15 protein-coding genes are annotated in these 22,501 nt (G+C 41.5%); 5 read left to right on the top strand and 10 right to left on the bottom strand.

What is annotated here, in order from left to right:
• Positions 1–18 precede the first annotated feature (18 nt).
• The 4 genes from BGP78_RS17200 (at position 19) to BGP78_RS17185 (ending at position 5,502) form a co-directional block, all read left to right on the top strand.
• On the top strand, positions 19–1,971 hold the full coding sequence (locus BGP78_RS17200) for a methyl-accepting chemotaxis protein (protein ID WP_119862534.1): 1,953 nt from the start codon (positions 19–21) through the stop codon (positions 1,969–1,971).
• Between the two features lie 168 nt (positions 1,972–2,139).
• The gene (locus BGP78_RS17195; protein ID WP_119862533.1) at positions 2,140–2,967 is read left to right on the top strand and encodes an ABC transporter substrate-binding protein; all 828 of its coding nucleotides are present in this window, start codon (positions 2,140–2,142) and stop codon (positions 2,965–2,967) included.
• A gap of 73 nt (positions 2,968–3,040) precedes the next feature.
• Positions 3,041–4,792 carry a DUF4153 domain-containing protein gene (locus tag BGP78_RS17190; RefSeq protein WP_119862532.1) on the top strand — a complete coding sequence of 584 codons (1,752 nt, stop codon included), beginning with the start codon at positions 3,041–3,043 and terminating at the stop codon, positions 4,790–4,792.
• A 233-nt stretch (positions 4,793–5,025) separates the two neighbouring features.
• The gene (locus tag BGP78_RS17185) at positions 5,026–5,502 is read left to right on the top strand and encodes a hypothetical protein (protein ID WP_119862531.1); all 477 of its coding nucleotides are present in this window, start codon (positions 5,026–5,028) and stop codon (positions 5,500–5,502) included.
• Here the strand turns inward: BGP78_RS17185 and BGP78_RS17180 are convergent.
• The 3 genes from BGP78_RS17180 to BGP78_RS17170 all read right to left on the bottom strand — a co-directional run bounded on the left by BGP78_RS17180 (position 5,499) and on the right by BGP78_RS17170 (position 9,171).
• On the bottom strand, positions 5,499–6,713 hold the full coding sequence (locus BGP78_RS17180) for an anhydro-N-acetylmuramic acid kinase (RefSeq protein ID WP_119862530.1): 1,215 nt from the start codon (positions 6,711–6,713) through the stop codon (positions 5,499–5,501). The two genes, BGP78_RS17185 and BGP78_RS17180, sit on opposite strands and share 4 nt — an antisense overlap.
• Before the next feature lie 6 nt (positions 6,714–6,719).
• Positions 6,720–7,139: a hypothetical protein gene (locus BGP78_RS17175; RefSeq protein ID WP_119862529.1), complete on the bottom strand. Its 420-nt coding sequence runs from the start codon at positions 7,137–7,139 to the stop codon at positions 6,720–6,722.
• Positions 7,140–7,224: 85 nt separating this feature from the next.
• Positions 7,225–9,171, bottom strand: a complete 1,947-nt coding sequence (locus tag BGP78_RS17170) for an ATP-dependent DNA helicase RecQ (RefSeq protein ID WP_119862545.1) — start codon at positions 9,169–9,171, stop codon at positions 7,225–7,227.
• A gap of 150 nt (positions 9,172–9,321) precedes the next feature.
• Between BGP78_RS17170 and BGP78_RS17165 the strand changes: the two genes are divergently transcribed.
• A complete protein-coding gene (locus tag BGP78_RS17165) occupies positions 9,322–10,839 on the top strand; it encodes a DUF2235 domain-containing protein (RefSeq protein ID WP_119862528.1) in 1,518 nt (505 codons plus the stop codon).
• A 97-nt stretch (positions 10,840–10,936) separates the two neighbouring features.
• Here BGP78_RS17165 and BGP78_RS17160 read toward each other — a convergent pair whose 3' ends face one another.
• The 7 genes from BGP78_RS17160 to BGP78_RS17130 all read right to left on the bottom strand — a co-directional run bounded on the left by BGP78_RS17160 (position 10,937) and on the right by BGP78_RS17130 (position 22,432).
• A complete protein-coding gene (locus BGP78_RS17160; protein ID WP_404936055.1) occupies positions 10,937–11,734 on the bottom strand; it encodes an ABC transporter substrate-binding protein in 798 nt (265 codons plus the stop codon).
• Positions 11,735–11,873: 139 nt separating this feature from the next.
• On the bottom strand, positions 11,874–14,336 hold the full coding sequence (locus tag BGP78_RS17155; RefSeq protein ID WP_119862526.1) for a glycosyl hydrolase family 18 protein: 2,463 nt from the start codon (positions 14,334–14,336) through the stop codon (positions 11,874–11,876).
• Between the two features lie 118 nt (positions 14,337–14,454).
• The gene (locus tag BGP78_RS17150; RefSeq protein WP_119862525.1) at positions 14,455–15,891 is read right to left on the bottom strand and encodes a lytic polysaccharide monooxygenase; all 1,437 of its coding nucleotides are present in this window, start codon (positions 15,889–15,891) and stop codon (positions 14,455–14,457) included.
• Positions 15,892–15,940: 49 nt separating this feature from the next.
• Positions 15,941–19,084, bottom strand: a complete 3,144-nt coding sequence (locus BGP78_RS17145) for a glycosyl hydrolase family 18 protein (RefSeq protein WP_119862524.1) — start codon at positions 19,082–19,084, stop codon at positions 15,941–15,943.
• A 689-nt stretch (positions 19,085–19,773) separates the two neighbouring features.
• Positions 19,774–20,751 carry a sensor histidine kinase gene (locus BGP78_RS17140; RefSeq protein WP_119862523.1) on the bottom strand — a complete coding sequence of 326 codons (978 nt, stop codon included), beginning with the start codon at positions 20,749–20,751 and terminating at the stop codon, positions 19,774–19,776.
• On the bottom strand, positions 20,748–21,299 hold the full coding sequence (locus BGP78_RS17135) for a heme NO-binding domain-containing protein (protein WP_119862544.1): 552 nt from the start codon (positions 21,297–21,299) through the stop codon (positions 20,748–20,750). Before BGP78_RS17135 ends, BGP78_RS17140 begins: the two co-directional genes overlap by 4 nt.
• Positions 21,296–22,432, bottom strand: a complete 1,137-nt coding sequence (locus BGP78_RS17130) for an HDOD domain-containing protein (RefSeq protein WP_119862522.1) — start codon at positions 22,430–22,432, stop codon at positions 21,296–21,298. Before BGP78_RS17130 ends, BGP78_RS17135 begins: the two co-directional genes overlap by 4 nt.
• Positions 22,433–22,501: the final 69 nt, after the last annotated feature.

Here is a 22,501-nt window from a genome sequence, read left to right as displayed (position 1 = left end):
CAGTCGCAGGAGTATCAGATGAGAATGCGCCAGAAGCTCATTATGAGTTTTTTATTAACGGTGATAGTGCCCATTTTAGCCATTTCATTGGTGAGCATTTCACAAACGAAGCAAGAATCTTTAGAGCGCTTTTTAGACTCGTCTAGTAACGAAATACGCCAAGTTGAAAATACCTTTGTCCTTTTCTTTGAGCAAATGAAGAATAACGCCCGCTTTCTTGCACAAAGTAAAGTGGTGAGTAATTTACCCAACAACGTAAGCAGTTATATGGGCCCTGAGCGAATGATGTCTCCTTTAGAAAATGGCTCACAAGAAGGCGAGATATTTGAGTTATTTACCGCATTTGGCATCACCCACGAAGAACTGCTGTTCGTTTACTTAGGTTCAGAGCAAGGGGGGTTTATCCAATACCCAGCAGAACCCCTTGGCAATTATGACCCCCGACAACGCCCTTGGTACAAAAATGCCAAGAAAACACCACGCGACGTGATTGTGACTGAACCTTACCAAGGTGTTACAGGGCAAGCTATGGTGTCAGTAGCAACCGGAATATATAAAGATGGTGCATTTGCCGGTGTACAGTCGTTAGATGTGACCTTGTCTACACTCACTGACATCGTCAGCAACATTCGTTTAGGTGAAACGGGTTATTTAGTTTTAATGGATGGTAATGGGGTCATACTCGCCGACCCAAAAAATCCAGATAATAACTTCAAAAATATTAAAGAACTTAACTCGCCTTTATATCAATCGTTAAATTCTAAGGGAGATAAGTCATTTTTAACCATTGAAACGGGTGATAAAACAGTCACAGCAAAACCCTATAAGTCTGATGCCTTAAACTGGCGTTTTGTGGCCATTATTGACGAAGATGAGATCTTATCTTCTGCCTATAGCATGTCAGTGAGTATCAGTATAATCGCACTCATAATGTTAGTGATATTTGGTATCATCGCAGTGGTACTGGCAAACAAAATTGTTTATCCGATTGAACGTGTATCGGATGGGTTAAGAGATATAGCACAGGGTGAAGGCAACTTATCGAAAAGGCTCCAAGTGATTGGTAATGACGAGATAAGTGAACTCGCCACTTGGTTTAATCAGTTTTTAAATTCTATCAACGTCCTCGTGAAAGACATTCAATATAATGCACACTCATTAAACGATGCTGCCCACCATTTTGAAACACAAATATCAGACATTAGAACCCAATGCCACAACCAGTCAGACACCGCAAATCAAGCAGCTCACAACACAGAGTCAGTAAACAACATGGCGCATATTGTGAGTCAAAATTGCCAAGAGTCTCTCAGTGAAATAGCTCAAACAGATGAATGTACACATACTGGTAACCAACTAATCGGCAATACCGTCACACAAGTGGCTCAACTTAATAGCTCATTAAGTGGTTCAGCCGCTGCAATGAGCCAATTAGAAAGTGAAAGTAACAACATTACCAACATTTTAAGCGTTATACGTGGTATAGCAGAGCAAACCAACTTACTAGCACTCAATGCTGCCATTGAAGCCGCTAGAGCAGGTGAACAAGGTAGAGGCTTTGCCGTTGTTGCTGACGAAGTAAGAACGCTCGCCCAACGCTCACATGATGCAACACAAGAAATTGAGCAAGTTTTAACGAAGTTAATCGATCAAACTCGCGCTGTATCCGAAAAAATGACCCAAAGCGTCAGTGCTTCCAATGATGCAATTACTCAATCTGAACAAGCACACCAAGCGTTTGATGACATTGCAAACAGTGTAACTAAAGTGAAAGCGTTAATAGCAACCATCGCCCAAGAGGCCAGTCAACAAGGTGTGTCAGCCAGTGAAACTCACAATCAAATTCAAGGGGTAACAGCATCCGTCGCGCAGGTGAGCCAGTCAACAGATAGCCTATCTGAAGGCGCAACTCAACTTGTTGATTTAGCAGATGGGTTAGACAACCTAGTGGGTCGATTCCGCATTGACTAAATAGGCCCAACAACTGTGCTTTTATAAGCTTGAGTGAGTTTAATAAATGTGGCATATTTATTATACTCACTCACGTAAAGCTCTAAAAATAAAGGTTAAATTTCGGCTGCTAGGTAAATAAAGATATTTTCTTACTGAGTAACAGAACTGATCATATAAAGGCCAATAATGCGTACACAAAAACTCAGCGTAAGCCACATAAAGCGCATGTTTATATGCCTGTTCATACTAGGGTGTACATCGTTACTGCAAGCCAAAGAACACGTCTGCGAAAAAACCATAACCATCAGTGCCGCTAATGATTGGCCGCCTTACTCTTATAAAGAAAATAGCGTATTTAAAGGGCTTGATATTGAAATAATAGAGTTATTACTCCAAGACGTAAACATTTGCTGGAACTATGTGACTTTACCCTCGTCGAGTCGAGCATTTAGCGAATTTAAAAAAGACCATGTCGACCTCATTTTTGCTGCAAGCTACACTTCTAATCGCCGAGGGTTTGCAGAGTTTAGCGTCGCCTATCGGACTGAAATTATGCAGTTATTTAGCCATATATCACAACAACCTCTTCAAAAAAGCCCAGAGGGCAGATTACCACTTGCCCTTAATAACGCGATTGTGGCCATTAACAGAGGCAGTGTATACGGACCTGCATTCAGTCACTTTCAAGCACAATGTACAGATTGTGTTATCGAATTAAGTGAATCAATCGACCGTTTTGAGTTGATAAAACATAAACGTGTTAATTTTGCCGTAGAAGATTTACTCAGTGGTGCTTACCTGATAAAAAATAACACGCAGCTTAGTCACAGCGTGCGGGCAACTCACATCACGGTTCACAGCAACCCAGTGCACTACATGTTGCGCCCAGGCATGTTCAGCGAAAAAAAATTACGTGAGTTCAATCTCGCCATAATCAACAATAAAAGCCGAATAGAAACACTCACCAACCAATATAAGGCTCGACTCACCACCAAAAAATATTTGAATAATTAATTAGGGAGCAATTCATAATCGATTAACCTGCCAGCATTTACTATGCTGCAATAAGATAAAACAAGGATTGTGTATGATATCAAATCATTCCGAACTCACAAAAATACAATACAAAAGCTTACTGCTCATTGCTTTACTACAAGGGCTTGCTCTTCTTCTATTACATCAAGCTCTTGAGTTTAAATGGATCATAGCAGAATCACCCGCTGTCCTATTTGCCTGCTACTCTGTTGCCATCATTTTTCCTACTCTAAGTATTTACGGTATAACCCAACAAACAACTCGCAAGACCTACTGGTTCATAAGCCTATTCACGTTATTTTGCGCTGCTTTAGGTGCTTACACAGGCAGTCAAATCGCCAGTCTCAGCAGTGATTCTTTGGGCATGTACAGCTTCACATATGGTCTTGTAATGACGGTAGTTGTTTTTAAAGTACTCCTATTCAGCCAAGCCCTCATCAACGACTCTAAAAAGTGCTCTATTGATTACAGTCTACTTATTCAGCGTGCTTGTCACCTATTTATCACTCTCTTTTTTGCCGCATTATTTACCCTTGTAATGTGGCTAATTTTAATGCTTTGGGCTGAATTATTTGCAGCTATCAACATCACTGTATTCCAACGACTATTTTACGAACCGTGGTTTTTCTATCCAATGCTGACTTTAAGCCATACCCTTGGCGTACTTAAAGTGAGAGACAATGCCAGTGTGGTCAATACTGTCAATCGGTTAATTCAAGTTTTGTCGTTGGCATTGTTACCGCTTCTTGTCATGTTAAGCTCCCTCTTTTTAGTTGCATTACTTTTTCAAGGTCTGCAACCAATTTGGGACAATGGCGGCAGTGCGCTGATATTTACCTTACTCATTGCCATTTTGCTGACCCTTAATACCGCGCTACAAAGCAGCGAAGGTCAATTGCTAAAGCATCATTGGACACGAATTGCTTTAACGCTCGGCGTTATATTCCTGCCAGTGTACGTTGCGATAAGTGGTTATGGGCTATACCAAAGAATTGAGCAATATGGGCTATCTGTCGATCGTTTATGGGCAATCTTTATCTGGACATTTGTGGCAGCTTATTTCATCTGTTATAGCGCCGCTATTATCAAATATAAGGTTAAGTGGTATACCTATTTAGGCAATATCAACACCAAATTGGGGTTAACCTTAGTCGCAGCCCTTTTAGCAACACAATCTCCTTTATTAGATTTCAGAAAACTGTCTGTCTCTAGCCAGCTCGCACAGATTGAATCTGGTCATATTGATATTAATGACGTCGATTTAGACTACTTTGCCTTTAACCTAGGGCGCCCAGGAAATGAAGCGCTCAAGCGGCTGCAACAAGAGTACGGTAACACTAACCCTGCGCTCAATACACGTATTGAAGCTGTACTTAAGCGCGTAACAAACCCCTATGGCAACCCCAATATTGAACAATTAGATGTAACGACTTTGCTGCAACCCAATGCGTATTTGTCTATCGAACAGCTTCCTCAGCCACTACTCAGTAGGATTCAAAGCTATGCTAAACATACAAACACACACCTTTTTAACAGTAAAAAGTTAGATATTATCGCCGCCGATATACATGGCGACACCCAAAAAGAGTATATTTTGATTGCTCATTTTGAGTATTATTTTGAATATGTCTTGTTTTATCAGCTTGACGGAAACTGGTTGGAAAAAAGCATGGATGTAACACACAGTCGAAACCCATTTATAGAAAAACACGTGATCGATGCGCTTATTAAACAGCAGTACACAACCCAAGAGCCCAAGTTTAAAGACATTATTGTCAATGGTGAAACGATGCAAGTTAGGTGAGCATCGTATTCACCTGTTTTACCATTAAACCCTGACGCGGCATTCATTATGTGCCATGCAAAATATTGATGCTTGGCACATAATTTATGACTCACCTCACTTAGAAACAAGCTAGAACTTGCCAAAATAGATGCTTTCAACCATCTCGATGTATTATTGCACTTAAAGTCATAAAATTGTCATGTTGACGATCAATAATACAGTGATTAAATATAAAGAGACCTACTTACGTCATGAACCACCCGCCTCTCAGGCTTAGTTTTGCTGCGCGTTCCTTAGATGAACATACACGTATCGAAACAATGCAGTACGACACGTTAACGCTAAATTACCAAAAGTCTGGGGTGATCATTAAATGTATGCTACCTAATGATGCGATTTGTGGTGATAGCATCTCTTTGTCTGCAACCTCTGTAACAGGCCGTGATGCCAGTTTTAGTGCTGAAGTAACCTTAACTAAAAACGCATTAGATGCCGGGTATGTTGAGTTATGCTTAACGGGGTATGGTTCAAGTGGTGAGTATGTATTGCAACTGAATTTATTAGGTATATATAACACAATAAAAAACACCGCAGAGTTCAATGCAAAAATATATAACCCGCTCAACATTAAAACCCATGTTCACACACCTTTTTTTGGCCGTGTATGGGCCAAAACAGCAAAGCGACATGCAGCTAGTGTGCTGACCTCATTGCTTTCAGTCTTTTAATCCGGAAAGCTTATTTTGCCCATCGTAATAGGTTGGCTTTGCTTGCTTTCACCTTTTACTGAGGTACTTTCACCGACCAGAGTCTCATTGGCTAACATGGCGAATAACACCGCTTCTTTTGCATCGGGGCTTATGCCTAACGCTTGACTGCTCAACACGTTATAATCGCTCGACAGCTGTGCTCTCACCTGCGCCATCAATAACGTATTATGATACCCCCCGCCACTGACGTACACATTCACTGGCTCATTCACCTGTGTTACATCAGATGAGAGTAAGGTAATGTGCTCTGCAATGACCTTTGCACTAAACATATTTAATGTTGCCATCACGTCATTATGCGATAAATGGTCGGTGTTACTGCTTGTTTGAGCTTGACTCAATAATACTAAATTAAATACTTCTGGCCCTGTTGTTTTTGGCATATCTCGTTTAATAAAAGTAGCCGCCATTAAGCTATCGAGTAACGCTTGATTTACTTTCCCTGACTTAGCAACCTCACCATTTTGATCATACATTACCTGAAAATGTCGCTGCATGTAGGCATCCATAATCGTATTTCCAGCGCCTATATCGGAGCATAATACGTCTGAGAATGCACAATTCTTAGGTAGCCATGTAAGGTTCGCAATTCCACCAATATTGAGTAAAAGACGGTGCTCTTTTTTACTGCTGAAGTAATAGTAATCCCCATAATGTGCAAGTGGTGCGCCTTCTCCGCCAGCGGCAATGTGCTTTTGCCTAAAATCAGATAGGGTCGTAATGTGTGTTGCAACAGCTATATGATCTGCATCAGCAATTTGTAATGTACCATTGCCAAATTCACTGTACTTATGCTGATGTACTGGGCAGTGATATATCGTCTGTCCATGACTGGCAATCACGTCAATGTCATGGTTTGCAATGCCCCAGTGTGCCAACGTATCAACAATGAGCTGGCCATGATAATTACCTAACCATCCATTGAGCAGTGTCAAATACTCTAAATCGACCAGCGATTTCGCAAACACTTGTCTCACTTTTTCTTTAACGTGTTCGGGGTATTCACAGGTCGTAAACTGTAATACTTTCACTTGGGTTGCCGTGCCACAACCCCTGATGTCACATAAAGCGATGTCTAACCCATCTAGTGACGTGCCACTCATTAACCCGATGATTAAACGACTTTCTTTTTCTGCGCTTTCAACCAACCTTTTTATATGATTATGCATAAGCGGTTATGATTCACTTTCAGATGTATATAGACTCACAATAGGATAATCAAACGGGCCAAATTCGAGTTTAATTGTTGTTTGTTCATGACCTGCTAGCTTAACTCTAGCGTCGGTTAAATTGCCAAATACCCGTGTACCATCAGCCATAATTGCCACGATATGTTTGGTATCAAAAATCCTCTGCCCTGATGCCATATTTTTGATCACCACTAAAGCTGCCCTCTCACCAGCTTGTGTACTCATAGGGATCGCTCTAACAATGCTAAACTCACTTGGTTTAGGATAAATTCGGGCGTCATTTTCAAAAGCACTGGCGGGCATTAACGTTTGTATTGTATCAAAATTATATACATCATTTTCAGCAACGGCGTTACCTGTAGCAAATATTAACGTCAGCCAAAAAGAAAAAGTCAAAAGTTTCATAGTGCTCCATATTATAAGTAAATAGTATAACGAGGCATACTACCCAGCGTCAGCTGAATAGAGCCTGATTTCTCCATGTTTATTATTAGTTTGCAAACCCTAGCTGGCGAATTTTATCAGTGATCACTGAGTACCTTTGCCCTTCACAACATGCAAAACCAGGCAGCTGCTTCAATTTATACTTGGTAAATAAAGGGGTAGTAACACCCGTTAAAAATCGCAGTATGGTATCGGAGCTGACCGACTGAGCGCCATTTTGCAAATGCTTTTGTAAACCAAATACAACCGTCCGTATATGTTCATCCGTCGGCAAAGTGCGTTTGGTGCTTTCAACTAAGGTAGCAACCGCGCCATGACACACACTACAGTGACCACACGCCTCGGGTACATTGGTATCATCAAAATACTTGGCCAAATTTGCACTTAAACAGCGGTCTAACTCAAAAAACCGGATCATCGCGCCGATTCGCTTTAATTCACTGTGCTCTTTCGACTTAAAATAACCATAAAGTTGCTCAACTAGACCAGGCTGGTCAAGCAATGCTCTATTAACCTCATAAACTTGCATAACGCGTTTACTTTCTAGCTCAACCAGACCTTGTTCATGTAAATAGTCAAGTGCCGATACGACCCGCTCTCTATTAACACCCTGTGCGACCAATGCGGAAATATCGACCGTTCCCCATACTTTTTTAAATTGTATAGCCGAAAACACTTGTGCTAAAAACTGCTGACGCTCAGGGTTAAACTTTGCGTAAATTTTCTGTTCACTTTGTAATAACTTAACACGAAAATCTGCATAATAGGCATACTGCGCCGTAAGCACACCTTGTATTTCCAATTGTACTAACAATGTTTTTAACGCCAACACACGAATATTACTGGTCTTAGATAATGCCAGCTCTTGCATATCCCAGCGCCCGTGTTGTTCTTCAGTGCTTATCGTATCAATGACCGTTTGTATACCAGATAATTCCGGTGTATCGCCATAAACAAAATTTTCAACGGTGGCAATGCCATCAAGGTTAGCTAAAACAGTGCATCGTGAGGGTGCGCCGTCTCTGCCCGCTCGCCCTATTTCTTGGCTATAGTTTTCAATCGATTTTGGTAAATCAAAATGAATCACAAATCGAATATCTGACTTATCTACGCCCATGCCAAAAGCAATCGTAGCTACAACAACCTGCTGTTGGTTTTGCATAAATGCTTTTTGAACGCTTTGCCGAGTGTCATCACCTAACCCTGCGTGATAGGCAGCCGCTTTAATACCTGCGGCTTGTAGTTGCTTAGCCACTTGTTCAGCTTGCTGCTGCAATGTGACGTACACAATTCCTGATCCAGTCTGTTCTTTAATAGAACGCACTAAGTAAGGTATTTTTTCATCTTCGTTGTGTGCTAACACATTAATATCTAAATTCGAACGATAAAAGCCAGTTTGAACAATGTGCTGCGGCTCAATATGGAACTTTTCTGCCATATCATTTTTTACTTTCTTCGTCGCGGTTGCCGTTAAAAGCAAAACCAGCGGAATATTTAATGCGCGTCGATATTCTGGCAACTTTAGATAATCAGGTCGAAAGTTATGGCCCCATTCTGAAATGCAATGTGCTTCGTCCACCACCATCATAGATACTGGCACTTGCTTAATAAATTCTCGGAAGCGTTCATTTTTGAACCGCTCAACCGACACCATAAGTATCTTTATTTCACCTTTTCTGATCCCCTGCATAACCGCTTGGCTTTGCGCTTTTGATTGCGTGGAGTCTAAACTGGCGGCTGCAATCCCTTTGCGCTGTAAAAACTCTATTTGGTCTTGCATTAAAGCCAATAAAGGAGATACCACTAACGTGAGGTTAGGTAAATGCAATGCGGTTAATTGATAGCAAAGAGACTTACCAGATCCCGTTGGAAATATGGCCAGAGACGAGTGGTCTGCGAGCAATTGGCTAATTGTTTGTTGTTGCCCTGTTCGAAAAGTGGCAAATCCAAAATGTTGCGATAAGCTTTGAAGCAGTTGCTGCTCATGCTCCATAACAGTAGTCTCAGTATCTTCAATAAAGTGACTTAAAAATATCATATTTTTGCACTTTAATGTGCACTATCTAATGATGTTGTAGAAGTTTTATTTAACGATCAACTTTATATAGTTGACCTGGATTTTAAACCAACTCAGAGGTTCATTATGACTCATAATACCGCGCCCAAAACGTTAGTTTTTAATTTTGACGGCACATCAAGTGAACCCCGGGATTCTCACCAATATAGTAGCGAGCACTTTAAAGAAGACACAGGGATTAGTAACGTACTCAAACTTCACCTTATGCTTGGAGGCAAACTTCATCGCCATGCGCCATCGGCCACTGAGCAACAACTGTGTTTTTACTATTGTGGGATTGGCGATCAAGGCAGCGAGGTTAAAAAACTACTCAATCAAATACTCGCCCCAAACGACAAAGAAGTTGCCACTATTTTAACCCAAGCGATTAATGATTTTAATCATCATTTTCACCAAGGTGATAAAGTGCTGTTGATAGGGTTTAGTCGCGGTGCAGCATTAGCACGACGATTCGCGAAATGTTTAGAACGCTTCATATCACAAGACGTCTATTTATGTGTGTTCGACACCATAGCTTCCATTGGTTTTAGTAAAATAACCAAAGCAACTTGTGGCACAGAGCACGTCATTTTTGAAGACCATAATGTGGCCAATAATGTGGTTCAAGCGTTACATTGTGTGAGCTTAGATGATAAACGTCGCGCATTTGAACCAACCTTATTTAACCATGCACAACATATCAAAGAAGTCTGGTTTGCCGGCTGCCATTCAGATATTGGGGGAGGATTTTACCGAAGTGGATTATCAGACATCACTTTACGCTATGCACTAGAGTGGCTCATTGATCTCAAAATAGGCTTAACAATATTTAATAAAGAACACATTAACTTTCAAGCTCTCTTGCCCTACGAAAGCACCCCGTTGATTTGTGAAGATGATGTCACGCTATGCCCGGATCCACTCGCTCGCAGCTATCAACATGACTACTGTTGGCTTAATAGCAGCTTTAAAGTGATCAATCGACAGTGCGCGGTATTAGAACAAGATCAAATCAGCCAGCACCCACCGATCATACACCACAGTGTGGCAAAGCGAATAAATACGTTAAGTGGCTATCGCCCTGAGTCTTTAAAGTCAATACCTCACATCATTGAAGATAATAATGCGAGTCAACTCACCTGTGTAGGCTTAACCCCTCATTTAACACTCAAGAATCAACACATCACTATTTTACAAACCGGCGAGCAAGTCACTGTCAAAGCCTTCGCTTCACAAAAATACAATGCGACTGGGGTCATGTTAGAAAAAGGGGCAACGTATCGCTTTAGCACACAAGATGACGCCATTTGGTACGATAATGGTCACCCGGTTAGTATCAAGGGGTGGAATAGAACGCAGCAAACGCTCGGTATAAAACAGCAGGCAATTGAATTATTTACCCCGTATATGCGTGCCACAAACGCACAATGGTTTGCGCTTATGGGGTGTATAAATCAAAATGATGATACCGCGTTTTTGATAACAAATGGCTGTGAAGTTAGAATTAGCCAATCTGGTGAATTCACCCCGTTTGCCAATGATATAAATAAAGATTATCAGCAAAACAGCGGCAGTATTGACCTTACTATCACCCGACTTGGGTAACATACCTCTATTTTACTACGGGTTATAATGCGCATATAACTCGTACATCAGCTATCAAAGGGCTTACTTTAAAGTCATTGATAATGAGAGAGTGTAGCTAAGGGTTCCCTTTTATCCACTCAGTATATTTCGCTTCAATACGACGTAATTCTGGGTTAATTGCTTTAATGGCATTATTGATTTTGCGAACTTTATCGTAATCAAAACTCTGCCTATTCAGCATAAAATGTATGGCATTATCGTTTACAACATATTCATGTAGCACAATATTTTTATAACCAAGTAAACGCTTAAAATACAAACCACTGATCTCATCTTCAATCAAAAAGTCTACACGGCCGCGTTTTACTAATTCCATACGTTGCGTCACGCTCGCCACTTCAAAAAACCTTTGCTTGTACCACTTTATTGTCAAAATCTGAGCAAGCTCTTCACCATAATATGCGCCAGGGTTTGCCGTAAACGTATATTCAGCAGCAAATAACTCCGTGAGATTAGTAATAGGTGTCGTCACTTGATGGGTGAATAACCGCATACGTTCTCGTCGATAGCCTTTACTAAAGTGCGCAATTTCAGCACGCTCTTTGTTATAACTGGCTGAAGGCAAAACATCGATCTCACCTTTTTGTAATTCAACGATCCCCCGTGCCGAAGAAGGTAACTTTACAAATTCAATACAAAACCCAGCATGTAAAAACACCGCTTCAGATATCTCAACATCTAAACCAGAATATGACGTATCATCGTACATGACATAGGGTGGCCAGAGTGTCCCGACTCCTACTTTATAGGTCGTTGCGCACTGCGTATTCGTCCAACCAAAACAGCTTATAAAAAGCGCACAAAAAATAAATAGTTTCAGAACTAACAACCTAAAAATAAAGTAAATATACATTCATTATGGATTACTAAGCTAATAAAAACAAAGGCGCCAGAGGCGCCTTTAATCAATTAATACATATCACTTACTGTATATTCAACTTGGCCCTTCCTTGGGTCAATCAAATTGCTTGATGTCAAATCTCATATACTAATTATAGCGCTTTCCAAACTTGTGCTTTACCTGGCTCTTCGCCACGTGTCCACCATTTAGCTTGGTAAGTCACGCCACCATAAACACATGTGTCGCCGCCAACATAGACTTTGTCAGCTTGCCACGTATCACCACCAGCCGCTTTATCAGTGACCGTTACATCAAATGTTTGTGATGCAGATGCTTGACCATCCGATACAGACACTGACACTTGATACGTTGTATCAGCAGCAACTTCGTCTGCAGCCAATGTTACATTTGCGCCTGTTCCCGACAATGTTAGTCCCGCAGGTACTGTCCAGTTATAGGTTAATGCATCATTATCTGCATCAGATGCTGAAGCCGCAACAGCCACACTTGCCAGCTCTTCAACCGTTACGTTCGCAATAGGTGATAAAACAGGTGCTGAGTTTGAACCCGCAGCTTTAGCAGTTACCACAACATTGCGTGTTACTTGACCTTTACCATCAGATACTGTCACTGAAAGTGCATATTGCGTATCAACTGTAACTGCTGGTACAGCCACAGATACTGACGCTGAATTCGCATTAGTAAGTGCTAAAGCCGCATCACCAGTCCAGCTGTAGCTCAGTGGGTCACGATCTGCATCTGTAGCACTTGCGTTAACCACTGCAGAAGCGCCTGCTGCGATTGATACCTGACTATCCACAGTCACTACTGGTAAACGGTTAGACGTTCCACCACCAGCTAGACCATCATGCATTGCATTAAGAATGTCGCCATTATCCGCATCAATTTCCCAAGAGAACAAACCCCCTAAGTTATGCGTATTAACATAAGCCCCTTTAGCTTTCACTGAACGAGGTGTATCAAATGTCAATAATTTACCATTGCTGCGGTTCCATGCATATGCACCCTCAGCTTGGTCATCATAACCTACTTCATATCCGTTAATACCTGTGCCACTTGCACCAATTAGGTTAGCAACAACGCCTTTATAATCCATGATGCCAGCTTCCCAAACGCCTTGCGCTTTTGAACCTGTAAATTTACCGTTACCCGGTGCTGTCATTGGGTTACCTGAAATAGTCGTATTTGCATCAAATACCCCTTCCCAACCACGACCATACATTGCCGCACCAACGACGATTTTCTTAGAATTAACACCTTGTTGAAGTAACAACTGAACCGCGTTATCAGTGGTATATGCAGGGCCCTTACGTGGCTCGCCGTTATCATCTAGACCAGTACCATTACATTCGTCTGTGCTCAAATGAGAACCACAGTAAAGTCCAGTCTGATGACCTGTTACATTATTCCAACCACCGTAAAAGTCATACGTCATAGCGAAGATATAATCCATATACTGCGATGCAGCTTGATAATCTACGTCTTGAATTTTATCGTAACCAGAACCAATCGCTGATGTTAACTCATATTTGCGGCCTGTTTCAGCTTCCAAGCTATCAAGCATTGCACGTAACTCTTGCATCAACGCGATATAAGCAGGGCCATCTTTAACCGTATCACCAAGGTTTGGATTTGGACCACCACCACCTGGGTATTCCCAGTCAATGTCTACACCATCATAGAATTTCCATGTTTTTAAGAATTTCTTCATCGATGCCACAAACGTGTCACGATTGGCTTTTTCTGTGAAACCATGGAATGGGTCTGATAGCGTCCAACCACCTACAGACGGCAATATTTTCAAATCAGGATAACGTTGTTTCAAAGCCATTAACTGTGAATACGTTCCGCGAATTGGGTCTTTTGAGTCGACACCAGGTAACGCTTTTTGCACAGCTGCCCAAGGGTCGTGAATAACCACTTCATAATCTGCTGAGCCGCCACATGCTTTTTGTAATGCACGCCAGCTATTACCGTTCTCAATTTCTTTTAATGATTCGTTCGCACCACAGATTGGAATGAACCCATAAAGAATATGCGATAAGTTTTGTGCTGGCACTTGTGTAACATCGAAGTCACGTCCGTAGATCCCCCACTCAACAAAATAAGTACCTGTTACCATACCAGGCTTAGTACCATAGTTTTTGTTGTTAGGATCTACATTCATAGGTAGTGGCGCTAAGTGGCCGCCGTCTGTATCTGCAATTACTATTGGCTTACCGGCACTTCTCGCACACGTTGTACCTTCACATAATTCTAAATAAACGTTGTGACGACCTGACTTTGTATATGGAAAAGTCACGACTCCACTTTTGGTCCCTGCAGGAAGAGTCCCTTCGTTTACTAACATGTCATCAAAGTAAACTTTATAGCCATCGCCGCCTGCGCCACTCCAAGCATTCCACTTGAGTTCAACAGTAACAACATCTTTTGCCGTAACAATATCCTTATAAGACCCATTGCCGTCTAAGTTAACTTCAACGAATGAATACTGCTGTGGTTTCCAATCGAGGCTTGGTGTAGATGGCGCTGCCATTACTGCACCTGAAGCCAACGCGAGACCAACTAGGGCCGTTAATTGCTTTAGTTTCATTACTTTTCAACCTTCTTTACATGTTGTATCCAACCAATAGGATGGATGATTGTTGTTGTACTACTAAATTAAATCGAATTACGCTTTTGTTTTTGCCGACAATTATTCGTTAAAAAAACTATAGTTTTTTCCAAACTTGTGCGGAACCGGGCTCCTCGCCTACATTCCACCACTTTGCCTGATAATTCATATTGTTATGGCTAACTTTGTCACCAGCGACATATGTCTTATTGCTACTCCATGCTGGAAATTGTGGTGCACTAATATTTTTAACCGTAACAGGTACATCTGCTGAGGTGCTTAGCTCTCCATCAGACACACTGACTGTGATTGTATAATTCGTATCGCTTTCAACTGCAGGGGCTACCACGTCAATCGTGGCACCAGAGCCTGAAAACGTCAGAGGGCTGGGAACTTGCCATTGATAGGTCAAAGCCTGTTGCTCATCATCAAAAGCATGTACATGTAATTTAGCCGTGGTACTTTCATCTAATATAAAAGGGTCTGGCTTGTGAATTTTTGGTGCCGTATTGGGCGCTTGAACTTGAATCGTCAGGTTATAGGTATAATTGGCATCGCTAACAAACACTTCATTTGATAACAAGTTCTGCCCATCAAAAACGATGTCACCGCTGGCTTGACGTACACCAACTTGCACTGTGTTCGCATGGTCCAAATTCAGCGAATCCGCCAATAGCTGTTGCCACGACGACTCATTCTGAGCCGTGATTTTTATCGATTTACTGACAAGTTCTTTACCGGTACCATCAAAAATACGCGTCCAAACCGTATCTGTGGCTTTCGCATTTTGACCCTGTTTAATGTAATACCCTGCGCTTGTCCACGTGACAGGACCTGAGTCTCTAACAATCGTTATATCACTACAGTTGTAAAACCCTTCACCGACTACATCATTTCGCTGCCAGCGAGTATATAAAATTGCATCACCAACACGGTCTTGAGGAATAGACACTTTCATTTCGTAAAAGCGTTTTCCATCAGGGTCCTTTACAAAGTCTACATTGCCAACTTCGGTCACTAACTCAACATCCTGCCAGCCCAACGTATCCACATCAGAATTAAACGTTGGTTTGCTGATGTAAAACTTCCAAAAACTCGGATTATGAGGGGTTGTTGCTCTAAACCTTATTGCTAATTCATTTTGCGCATTTGGCGTCACGTCTGTTCTTTGCCAGTGTTCAGAAGGCAAATTCATCCCGCGCTTTTCATTAGAACCAGCCGCACACAAAGTGCCATTTGGAATATTCTTTTCTACCGCAGCTTGGTTATTATAATCCGATGTATTCGCTGCAAATTCATGCTCCTGAATAAACTGCACATGTCCAGACTCTAAAAATGCTGCGCGACACGCTAAATTTGGAATGTTTGAGCCATCATCAGGCCACCAATACCCCCCTTGCGCCTGACAAATCGCTTGCCTTGCTTTTGGGAACTCCATAAAACCATGTGCCATCGCGGTTTGACTTAACACACTCAGCGCAATTGCGCCAAGACCAATACCCGTTTGTGATATTCTTTTATCTCGCTTGTTCATAATCATTCCTTTTTATAGGGCAGCAAGGCTGCCCTATAATAGTTGAAGCTTATAAATTACAGACTTTCGTATAATCACCGCTTGATTCAGGTGCTTTATTTGACCACCATTTGGCCTTATAAACCTTTGTGCCTTGGATTATCAAATCCCCTGCGGCTGCATGTGTGGACTGCGGAAATGCCGGATATACTGAAATATCAGCAATTGGTACACCTTCACAGCTCGTTACAGGGCCACCATTGCCATTACCAGGCTTTGCAGCTGGGAGCTTCGGATATTCGAACTTAAACGCATAGCGCTTCCCGTCTTTTTCCGCGACAAAGTTAGCTGGGCCTGTGATTGGGTTGTAGTACATGACCTGAGCATTAACACTTTCACCCGGAGCTAACGATTTAGGCACACTTCCCCACTCATTTACTAATGTGATTGAGAAGCGGTGGAATTCATTTTCAAATCCGCCAATGTTATTACCCGCTGCGTTTGACCCGTTAACATCAACTGCCATTTTCAGCTTTTCTTGGGCATTCCAGTTAGATTTAAAAATCGCAGAGGTTGATACCGGCACATCGAACGAAATCTTCGCACCGCTTAAATCAATATCTGAGTTATTGGTAAATACAAATGTTGGTGCTATCGGGTAGTTATCATCGCCTGTTGGGAAGTCTTTTGCTGTAAACGTCACGTCGACAGATTCAGCCGGTACCGCAAATGTCGGATCTCCGTTATGGACATCATATGCAACACCACTTTGATTGAACTTGTTATAAGCCAATGATGTCATGCTAGACCCCATGAAGTACTCACCCTTCGCGGCATCGTAATCATAATCGCCAGCAAGCTCCCAGAACATGATCCCACCTAGACCATTGTTGATGACGTAATCAACCTTGGTACCCATTGACTCTTCATCTTCAATAGAAATGAACACATTCTTTTGCGCGTTCCAAAGCCATGGTGCAACGGCGACAGAGTCATAATGACGCGTATAGGTGCCCGTTAGTACATCTGTTGGATCAGTATCTGGTGTTAAACCGTAAATACCTAAATAGCTTGGCGTGATCCCATTCTCTAAGTTTTTGGCATGCCACAATGGGTTTGAACCCGCAGGTACTTCATAGCCATTATCATTTTTGTCATGCCACAAGTTATCAATACCAACAGCGCCATCACCACATTTGTTCTTCTCACCTACACCCGTACCTGGTGCACAGTCAGCTTGATTTGCAAGCGCTGCTTGGCCCCATAAACCATTTGTACCACCTTGTACATTTTGGAAACCACGTGTGTAATATGGAAGCCCAATATTAATACGCCCTGCTGATATTGCGCCTCTGAAGTAACGTACAGCCCAATCAGTGTTTAAGTAACCTATGCCTTCAAATTCTTTGGTGCCGTATACATTCCATTGTTTTAGCTCTGAATCTAATCCAGTATCATACAACGCCGCATTATGACCAACATGAGAGTTCCAAGCACCGTGTAAGTCATAAGACATAATATTCACGTAATCTAGGTACTTCGTTACTTGGAAAGTTTCCATACCGCGCAGTAAATAACCTGATGACGGGGACGCAATTGTTAACATGTAATGCTTACCGTCAGCCTCACCCGCTTTATCGAGTACTTCACGTAAACGCTTCATTAGTACTTGGTATGATGCGTTCAAACCAGCACGACGTGCATTTGAAATAGGGAAATCATCAGGGTGGCCTGAGTCTTTCATTGATGATGGGTATTCGTAATCGACATCAACACCATCAAATCCATATTTCTTAATGAAATCAACAGAGCTTTGTGCAAATGCTTCAATACCAGCGTGATTCACAGAGCCATCAGCATTGGTCGTCATTGTGTAGAAACCACCACTTTTAACGCGTTTACCATCACCGCCAAAGAAACCACCTGTTTCAGCCCACCCACCAACGGAGATCAAGGTTTTAACATCTGGGTGCTGTTTTTTGTATTTGTTCAACAGGTTAAAGTGGCCTTTGTACGGTAAGCTTGGATCCAGTTCCGCACCAGCGACGCCTGGCCACTCCATGTTAGTTGCCGGGTTGCCTGGCGCATTAGGGTCGCCAATTGATACTTTGTTTGCTGCATCAACATGCGCAAAAGCATAGTTAATGTGTGTGATTTTATCCCAAGGAATATCATTCACTAGGTAGCTAGGCTGACCATTAGCACCATTTCTCCAACTAGTGAAGTAACCTATCACCCTGCGTGGATGATCAGCTCCCATAACCTCACGGCCGTTTTCATCATAAATTGTACAGTAAGGTGTGTTCACACCCGGCGTTTGATAAAGACCGGCTGGTTGACAGGCATCGCGGTTGTTTCCTTGACCCGCTTCAATCACGGTTAGCGTTTTACTTATCTCCCCAGTAGCGCCCTTATCATCGGTTACCGTTAACGTAAATGTTACAGCGCCTAATTGAGCAGCTTGCCATGTATACGCAGTTGCAGACCCATTGCTTGATGCAACTTCAACACCATCAACGGCAAAGCTTAGCGCTGTTACTTGCCCATCACTATCACTACCAGACAAGTTAAACTCAACGCTTGAACCGACCACCAATTCAGCGGGTAGACTGACTAACTCTAACGCTGCTACAGGTGCTTTGTTCACAGGATCAACCACTTGCTTAACAATCACTTGATTGCTCAACATCGTTGACACCGCACCCTTGTCATCAGTGGCTTTCACTGAAATAACATGTGACCCCTCTTGCGCAGCCCACGTTCCATCAAACATATCTGCTGATGCTTGTGTATCGGTGGCGATGAGAACGTCATCAACATAAAAATCGACTTTAGCAACAGTACCATCTGCATCTGTTGCATTAACACTAATGGCAACGCTGTCATTAACGTTAAATTCAGTACCTGACGCGGGCGTCAACCCAGAAACAACTGGCGGCGCATTAGTGACAACGCTGTCACAAACGCCCAATTTAATCCATTCTTGCCATGATTTTGAATGGGTCACAGGGTCTACTTTATTCCACCACTGTGATTCATAAGCTGCTTCGGCTCTTTGTACAACCTCGCCCTTAACGTAAGCAGTATTTTCCTTCCATACAGGTACGCCTGTACAGTCATAAGGTAAATTTGACGCGTTGCTTAAGCCAGTAAATAACCCCAATGAAATAGCACTGTACTTCAGTGCCGACTTGAACATTTTTTGAGTTCTCATGATTTCTCCAACCTTTACATGTAACTTTTGTTTAACAAATTAACATTAAAAGTAACACATAGTTCCAACCCGTCAATGCACCACAGTTCGTTTTTTAACCACCCAACAAGCAAAACGTAATGATAATGTCGTATTTTCACTATTATTGAATGAGTAATATTCAGTCGCTGAGAATCTATATTGATATGAATTTGACTCATCTTTATGTTTACTAATAGTTATTAATTAAATTATTAAAAACATAAACTTGGAAGTAGGTATATTGAATTCATTACTAATAGAAACACTTTCGGATTAAATTAACTAATGAATATAAAACCTCAACAAAAATAACCAAAAGAAATATCATATACCCTAAAGTTATAAAAATACCCATAATATTTACCAAAAATTTGATTCTGGATAACTAAACAGGTAATTCTACTGTGACAATTAGAGTTATAACTTAGTGATTTTGAAATAAAATATTCTTTATGCAGTGTTTTCACTGGAAAATAGCGTCTCGATTGCATTACTAATTAGTAACGAGGACGGGCAATTAGAAAGATTCTGATGATATGTTATAAAAGTAGGCGGGTTGATAAAGCGATAAAGCCTCGCGCTGAATAATTAATTATTAATACGCAAGTCAGAGAGGTAGGAGAATGTGTTGGCCTTCGGTTAAACGTTCCGCTTTTGTAACGGACCGCTTAGCCTTTCTCAAGGTCAGAGTCAGGCTCTGGCAAGATAGGCAGGCTACAGCGGATCAGTGAGCCTTGCTGTATGCTACTTTCAATATATATATCCCCTTTATGCTCTTTTATTATGCTGTAAACGATTGCCATTCCCATCCCGGTACCTTGCCCTACAGGTTTAGTGGTATAGAAAGGTTCAAAAATTCTATTCATGGTTTCATCATTCATACCATAGCCATTATCTACTATTTCAATGTATATGTGTTCAGTGTCGGCAAAGAGCTTAACAATTATGTGTGGATACTGCTCTGTCATTAAATCACACGCATACTTCGCATTGAGTAATAGGTTAACAAATACCTGATTAATCGCAGATAAGTTACAATATGTGAGCGGTAATCCTTCTTTAATACACTCTACTTTACTATTTTTTAATTGATTAGTTAGTAGCTTTATCGCACCGTCCAGAGACTCCGTCACATCCGACATCGCCATTAGGTTGTTTTTTGGTCGTGCAAAACTCAGTAAATTAGTCACAATCGCACTTATTCTTTTAAGCCCTTCATGGGTATCATCTAATAACTCATCTAAATCTTCTAAAATAAACTCTAAGCTCAGCGCACTATCAAGCTTGGTGATAGTCTCTACCACCTCTTGTTCTGTTATTGACTGTGACATTTGTTTTTGTGCTAACTGTAATAGAGTCACTAAAGTGGGTTTTAAGTAGCTAATACTTTCTAAGTTACTGGTCACGTAAGCCAGCGGGTTATTGATCTCATGAGCCACGCCTGCCGATAAAGTACCCAGCGTCGCCATTTTCTCTGTTTGCATTAATACTGCTTGCTGATTTTGTAATAGCTCAATCTTTTCTTCTAATGCTTGGTTTGCATTAAATAATGCCCGTGTTTTATCTTCAAGTAAGCGCTCGAGTTCGTCTCTTGCCGCTTTTTCTCTCAAATAGGCTTTTTCATAGTTGTGGTCTACGTTACTCATGCAGCCACCTGTTCGAATCTCACTTCAATAGCACACTCATCAGCCCCTTTGTGCATACATTCAACATGATCCAACGTTACAGTCATATTATAATGAGCAGCGGCGCCATAAATAAGCCCTTCTGCGCACAAGCAGAGTTTTCGGCTCGAATAATAGTGCATCAAAATGAACCCATCCTCTATCACTTCACATCTTATTCTTGGTAAATTTGGCTCTTGATATAGCTTGGCAACTTCCACGTGGATCACTGAATCAATGCCCATAATGAGTGAAATAAACCCATCAAACTGCTCAACAATTGTTGGATGTCGCTGCAATAAATAACCAAATAAGTACTCACCAAATGCTTTTAATACCTCAGCCATAGGAAGCTGCAATGCCACAGCAACATCTTGCGCCAACCCCACTAATTCCTCATCTGGGTAGCTTTGAGCCGAAATATATACTCTATCGTCAGGTGCATTTTTTTCCAGTAGCGCTTCCCATGCTGCCATACCGCACTTTTCAATGACTAACGACTCAAGCCCTCTAAAGATAACCCCTTTCATATATTGCCCTTCTGAGTTTTTTGCCATTCAAAGAACCAATCTTGCGTTACCTGTAATAAATTCAATTTATCGAGTAACTCATAATCAGCGGGCTTCAAATCAAATCCACCATTGTTATATACATGCTCAACAATTTTATGAATAAGTGTCGGGCTAGCCTCGCCATATAATGGCAACTCATCTACCAACTGAGCCCTAACAACTTCTCGCTCAAACCCCCACAAAGCGAGCAAATAGGCAGTTAGCGCATTTTTTGATACGCGGTCTTTATCTTTCTCAAGTTGAATTAGGCAACTATACGTTAACTCCCCAACACTACTCAACAGGCCAGCGGCAAAAGATATCCGCTGAGATTGGGTGTCTTTTCCTAACCTTTTTGCTAAACAATGGGCCATTGTAGCTCGACCAAATGCGCCCTTTATAATTTTATCTATCTCATCCTGTTTAGCATGATTTAATAGCTGTTGAGATAAGGTACAACACACTGCTATCGCTTCTAGTCCCTCTAAACCAATCCGAATTATCGCTTGCTTAAAGTCATTAGTATGTTGCTCAAAGCCCATGAATGCTGAATTTGCTACTTGCAATATTTTACCCATCATTATAGGGTCATGACTTACCATATCAGCTAACACCATCATGTCCGGCTGTTCATTACCCAGCTCTTGTAACAAGTTTTGTGCAACACTACTCAAGTAAGGGAGTTCACTCAGTTGCCCTAATATAGCTCTCGTAGACTTACTAATAGGTAGCTCTTCTAATAGCAAAGTACATTCTATAACTTGAGTTAAGTGGGTTTGAGTAAATGGTTTCACCAAATGAAAATGAATGGTGTTATCCATTTGCCATTGATAGCTATCTTTCAAATCTCCCGTTAATAAACATCGAATAGCGCCAGGGCATACTTCTTTAGCCCGTTTCAACACCTCGATACCAGATACAATGGGCATCATCGAGTCACAAAAAATAACATCGGGCATTCCATTATTCTCAACACAATTCATAAATTCTTCAGGGTACTGCAAACAAGTGACATGAGCTTGCCTATACATTCTACTTAACGTTCTCGAAAGCGCTCTTAAAAGCAGTTCGTCATCGTCAATTAACAATATATTTAGTTTTAATTCAGGCATTCATTCCATCCGCAGCCATAAAGTATTTGTTTATACCTACAGCTTAGTCTAAATTTATCAACATACATA

Source organism: Pseudoalteromonas sp. MSK9-3 (assembly GCF_003590335.1).
In the GTDB taxonomy this organism is placed as follows: domain Bacteria; phylum Pseudomonadota; class Gammaproteobacteria; order Enterobacterales; family Alteromonadaceae; genus Pseudoalteromonas.
The sequence above is the reverse complement of the archived record's forward strand: the minus strand, read 5'-3'. Positions and strand labels throughout refer to the sequence as shown.

Coding starts and splice junctions, on each gene's coding strand:
- BGP78_RS17165 (WP_119862528.1), top strand. CDS start 9,322: ATGACTCATAATACCGCGCCCAAAACGTTAGTTTTTAATTTTGACGGC.
- BGP78_RS17160 (WP_404936055.1), bottom strand. CDS start 11,734: ATGTATATTTACTTTATTTTTAGGTTGTTAGTTCTGAAACTATTTATT.
- BGP78_RS17145 (WP_119862524.1), bottom strand. CDS start 19,084: ATGAGAACTCAAAAAATGTTCAAGTCGGCACTGAAGTACAGTGCTATT.
- BGP78_RS17200 (WP_119862534.1), top strand. CDS start 19: ATGAGAATGCGCCAGAAGCTCATTATGAGTTTTTTATTAACGGTGATA.
- BGP78_RS17130 (WP_119862522.1), bottom strand. CDS start 22,432: ATGCCTGAATTAAAACTAAATATATTGTTAATTGACGATGACGAACTG.
- BGP78_RS17155 (WP_119862526.1), bottom strand. CDS start 14,336: ATGAAACTAAAGCAATTAACGGCCCTAGTTGGTCTCGCGTTGGCTTCA.
- BGP78_RS17150 (WP_119862525.1), bottom strand. CDS start 15,891: ATGAACAAGCGAGATAAAAGAATATCACAAACGGGTATTGGTCTTGGC.
- BGP78_RS17190 (WP_119862532.1), top strand. CDS start 3,041: ATGATATCAAATCATTCCGAACTCACAAAAATACAATACAAAAGCTTA.
- BGP78_RS17175 (WP_119862529.1), bottom strand. CDS start 7,139: ATGAAACTTTTGACTTTTTCTTTTTGGCTGACGTTAATATTTGCTACA.
- BGP78_RS17170 (WP_119862545.1), bottom strand. CDS start 9,171: ATGGAGCATGAGCAGCAACTGCTTCAAAGCTTATCGCAACATTTTGGA.
- BGP78_RS17135 (WP_119862544.1), bottom strand. CDS start 21,299: ATGAAAGGGGTTATCTTTAGAGGGCTTGAGTCGTTAGTCATTGAAAAG.
- BGP78_RS17140 (WP_119862523.1), bottom strand. CDS start 20,751: ATGAGTAACGTAGACCACAACTATGAAAAAGCCTATTTGAGAGAAAAA.
- BGP78_RS17185 (WP_119862531.1), top strand. CDS start 5,026: ATGAACCACCCGCCTCTCAGGCTTAGTTTTGCTGCGCGTTCCTTAGAT.
- BGP78_RS17195 (WP_119862533.1), top strand. CDS start 2,140: ATGCGTACACAAAAACTCAGCGTAAGCCACATAAAGCGCATGTTTATA.
- BGP78_RS17180 (WP_119862530.1), bottom strand. CDS start 6,713: ATGCATAATCATATAAAAAGGTTGGTTGAAAGCGCAGAAAAAGAAAGT.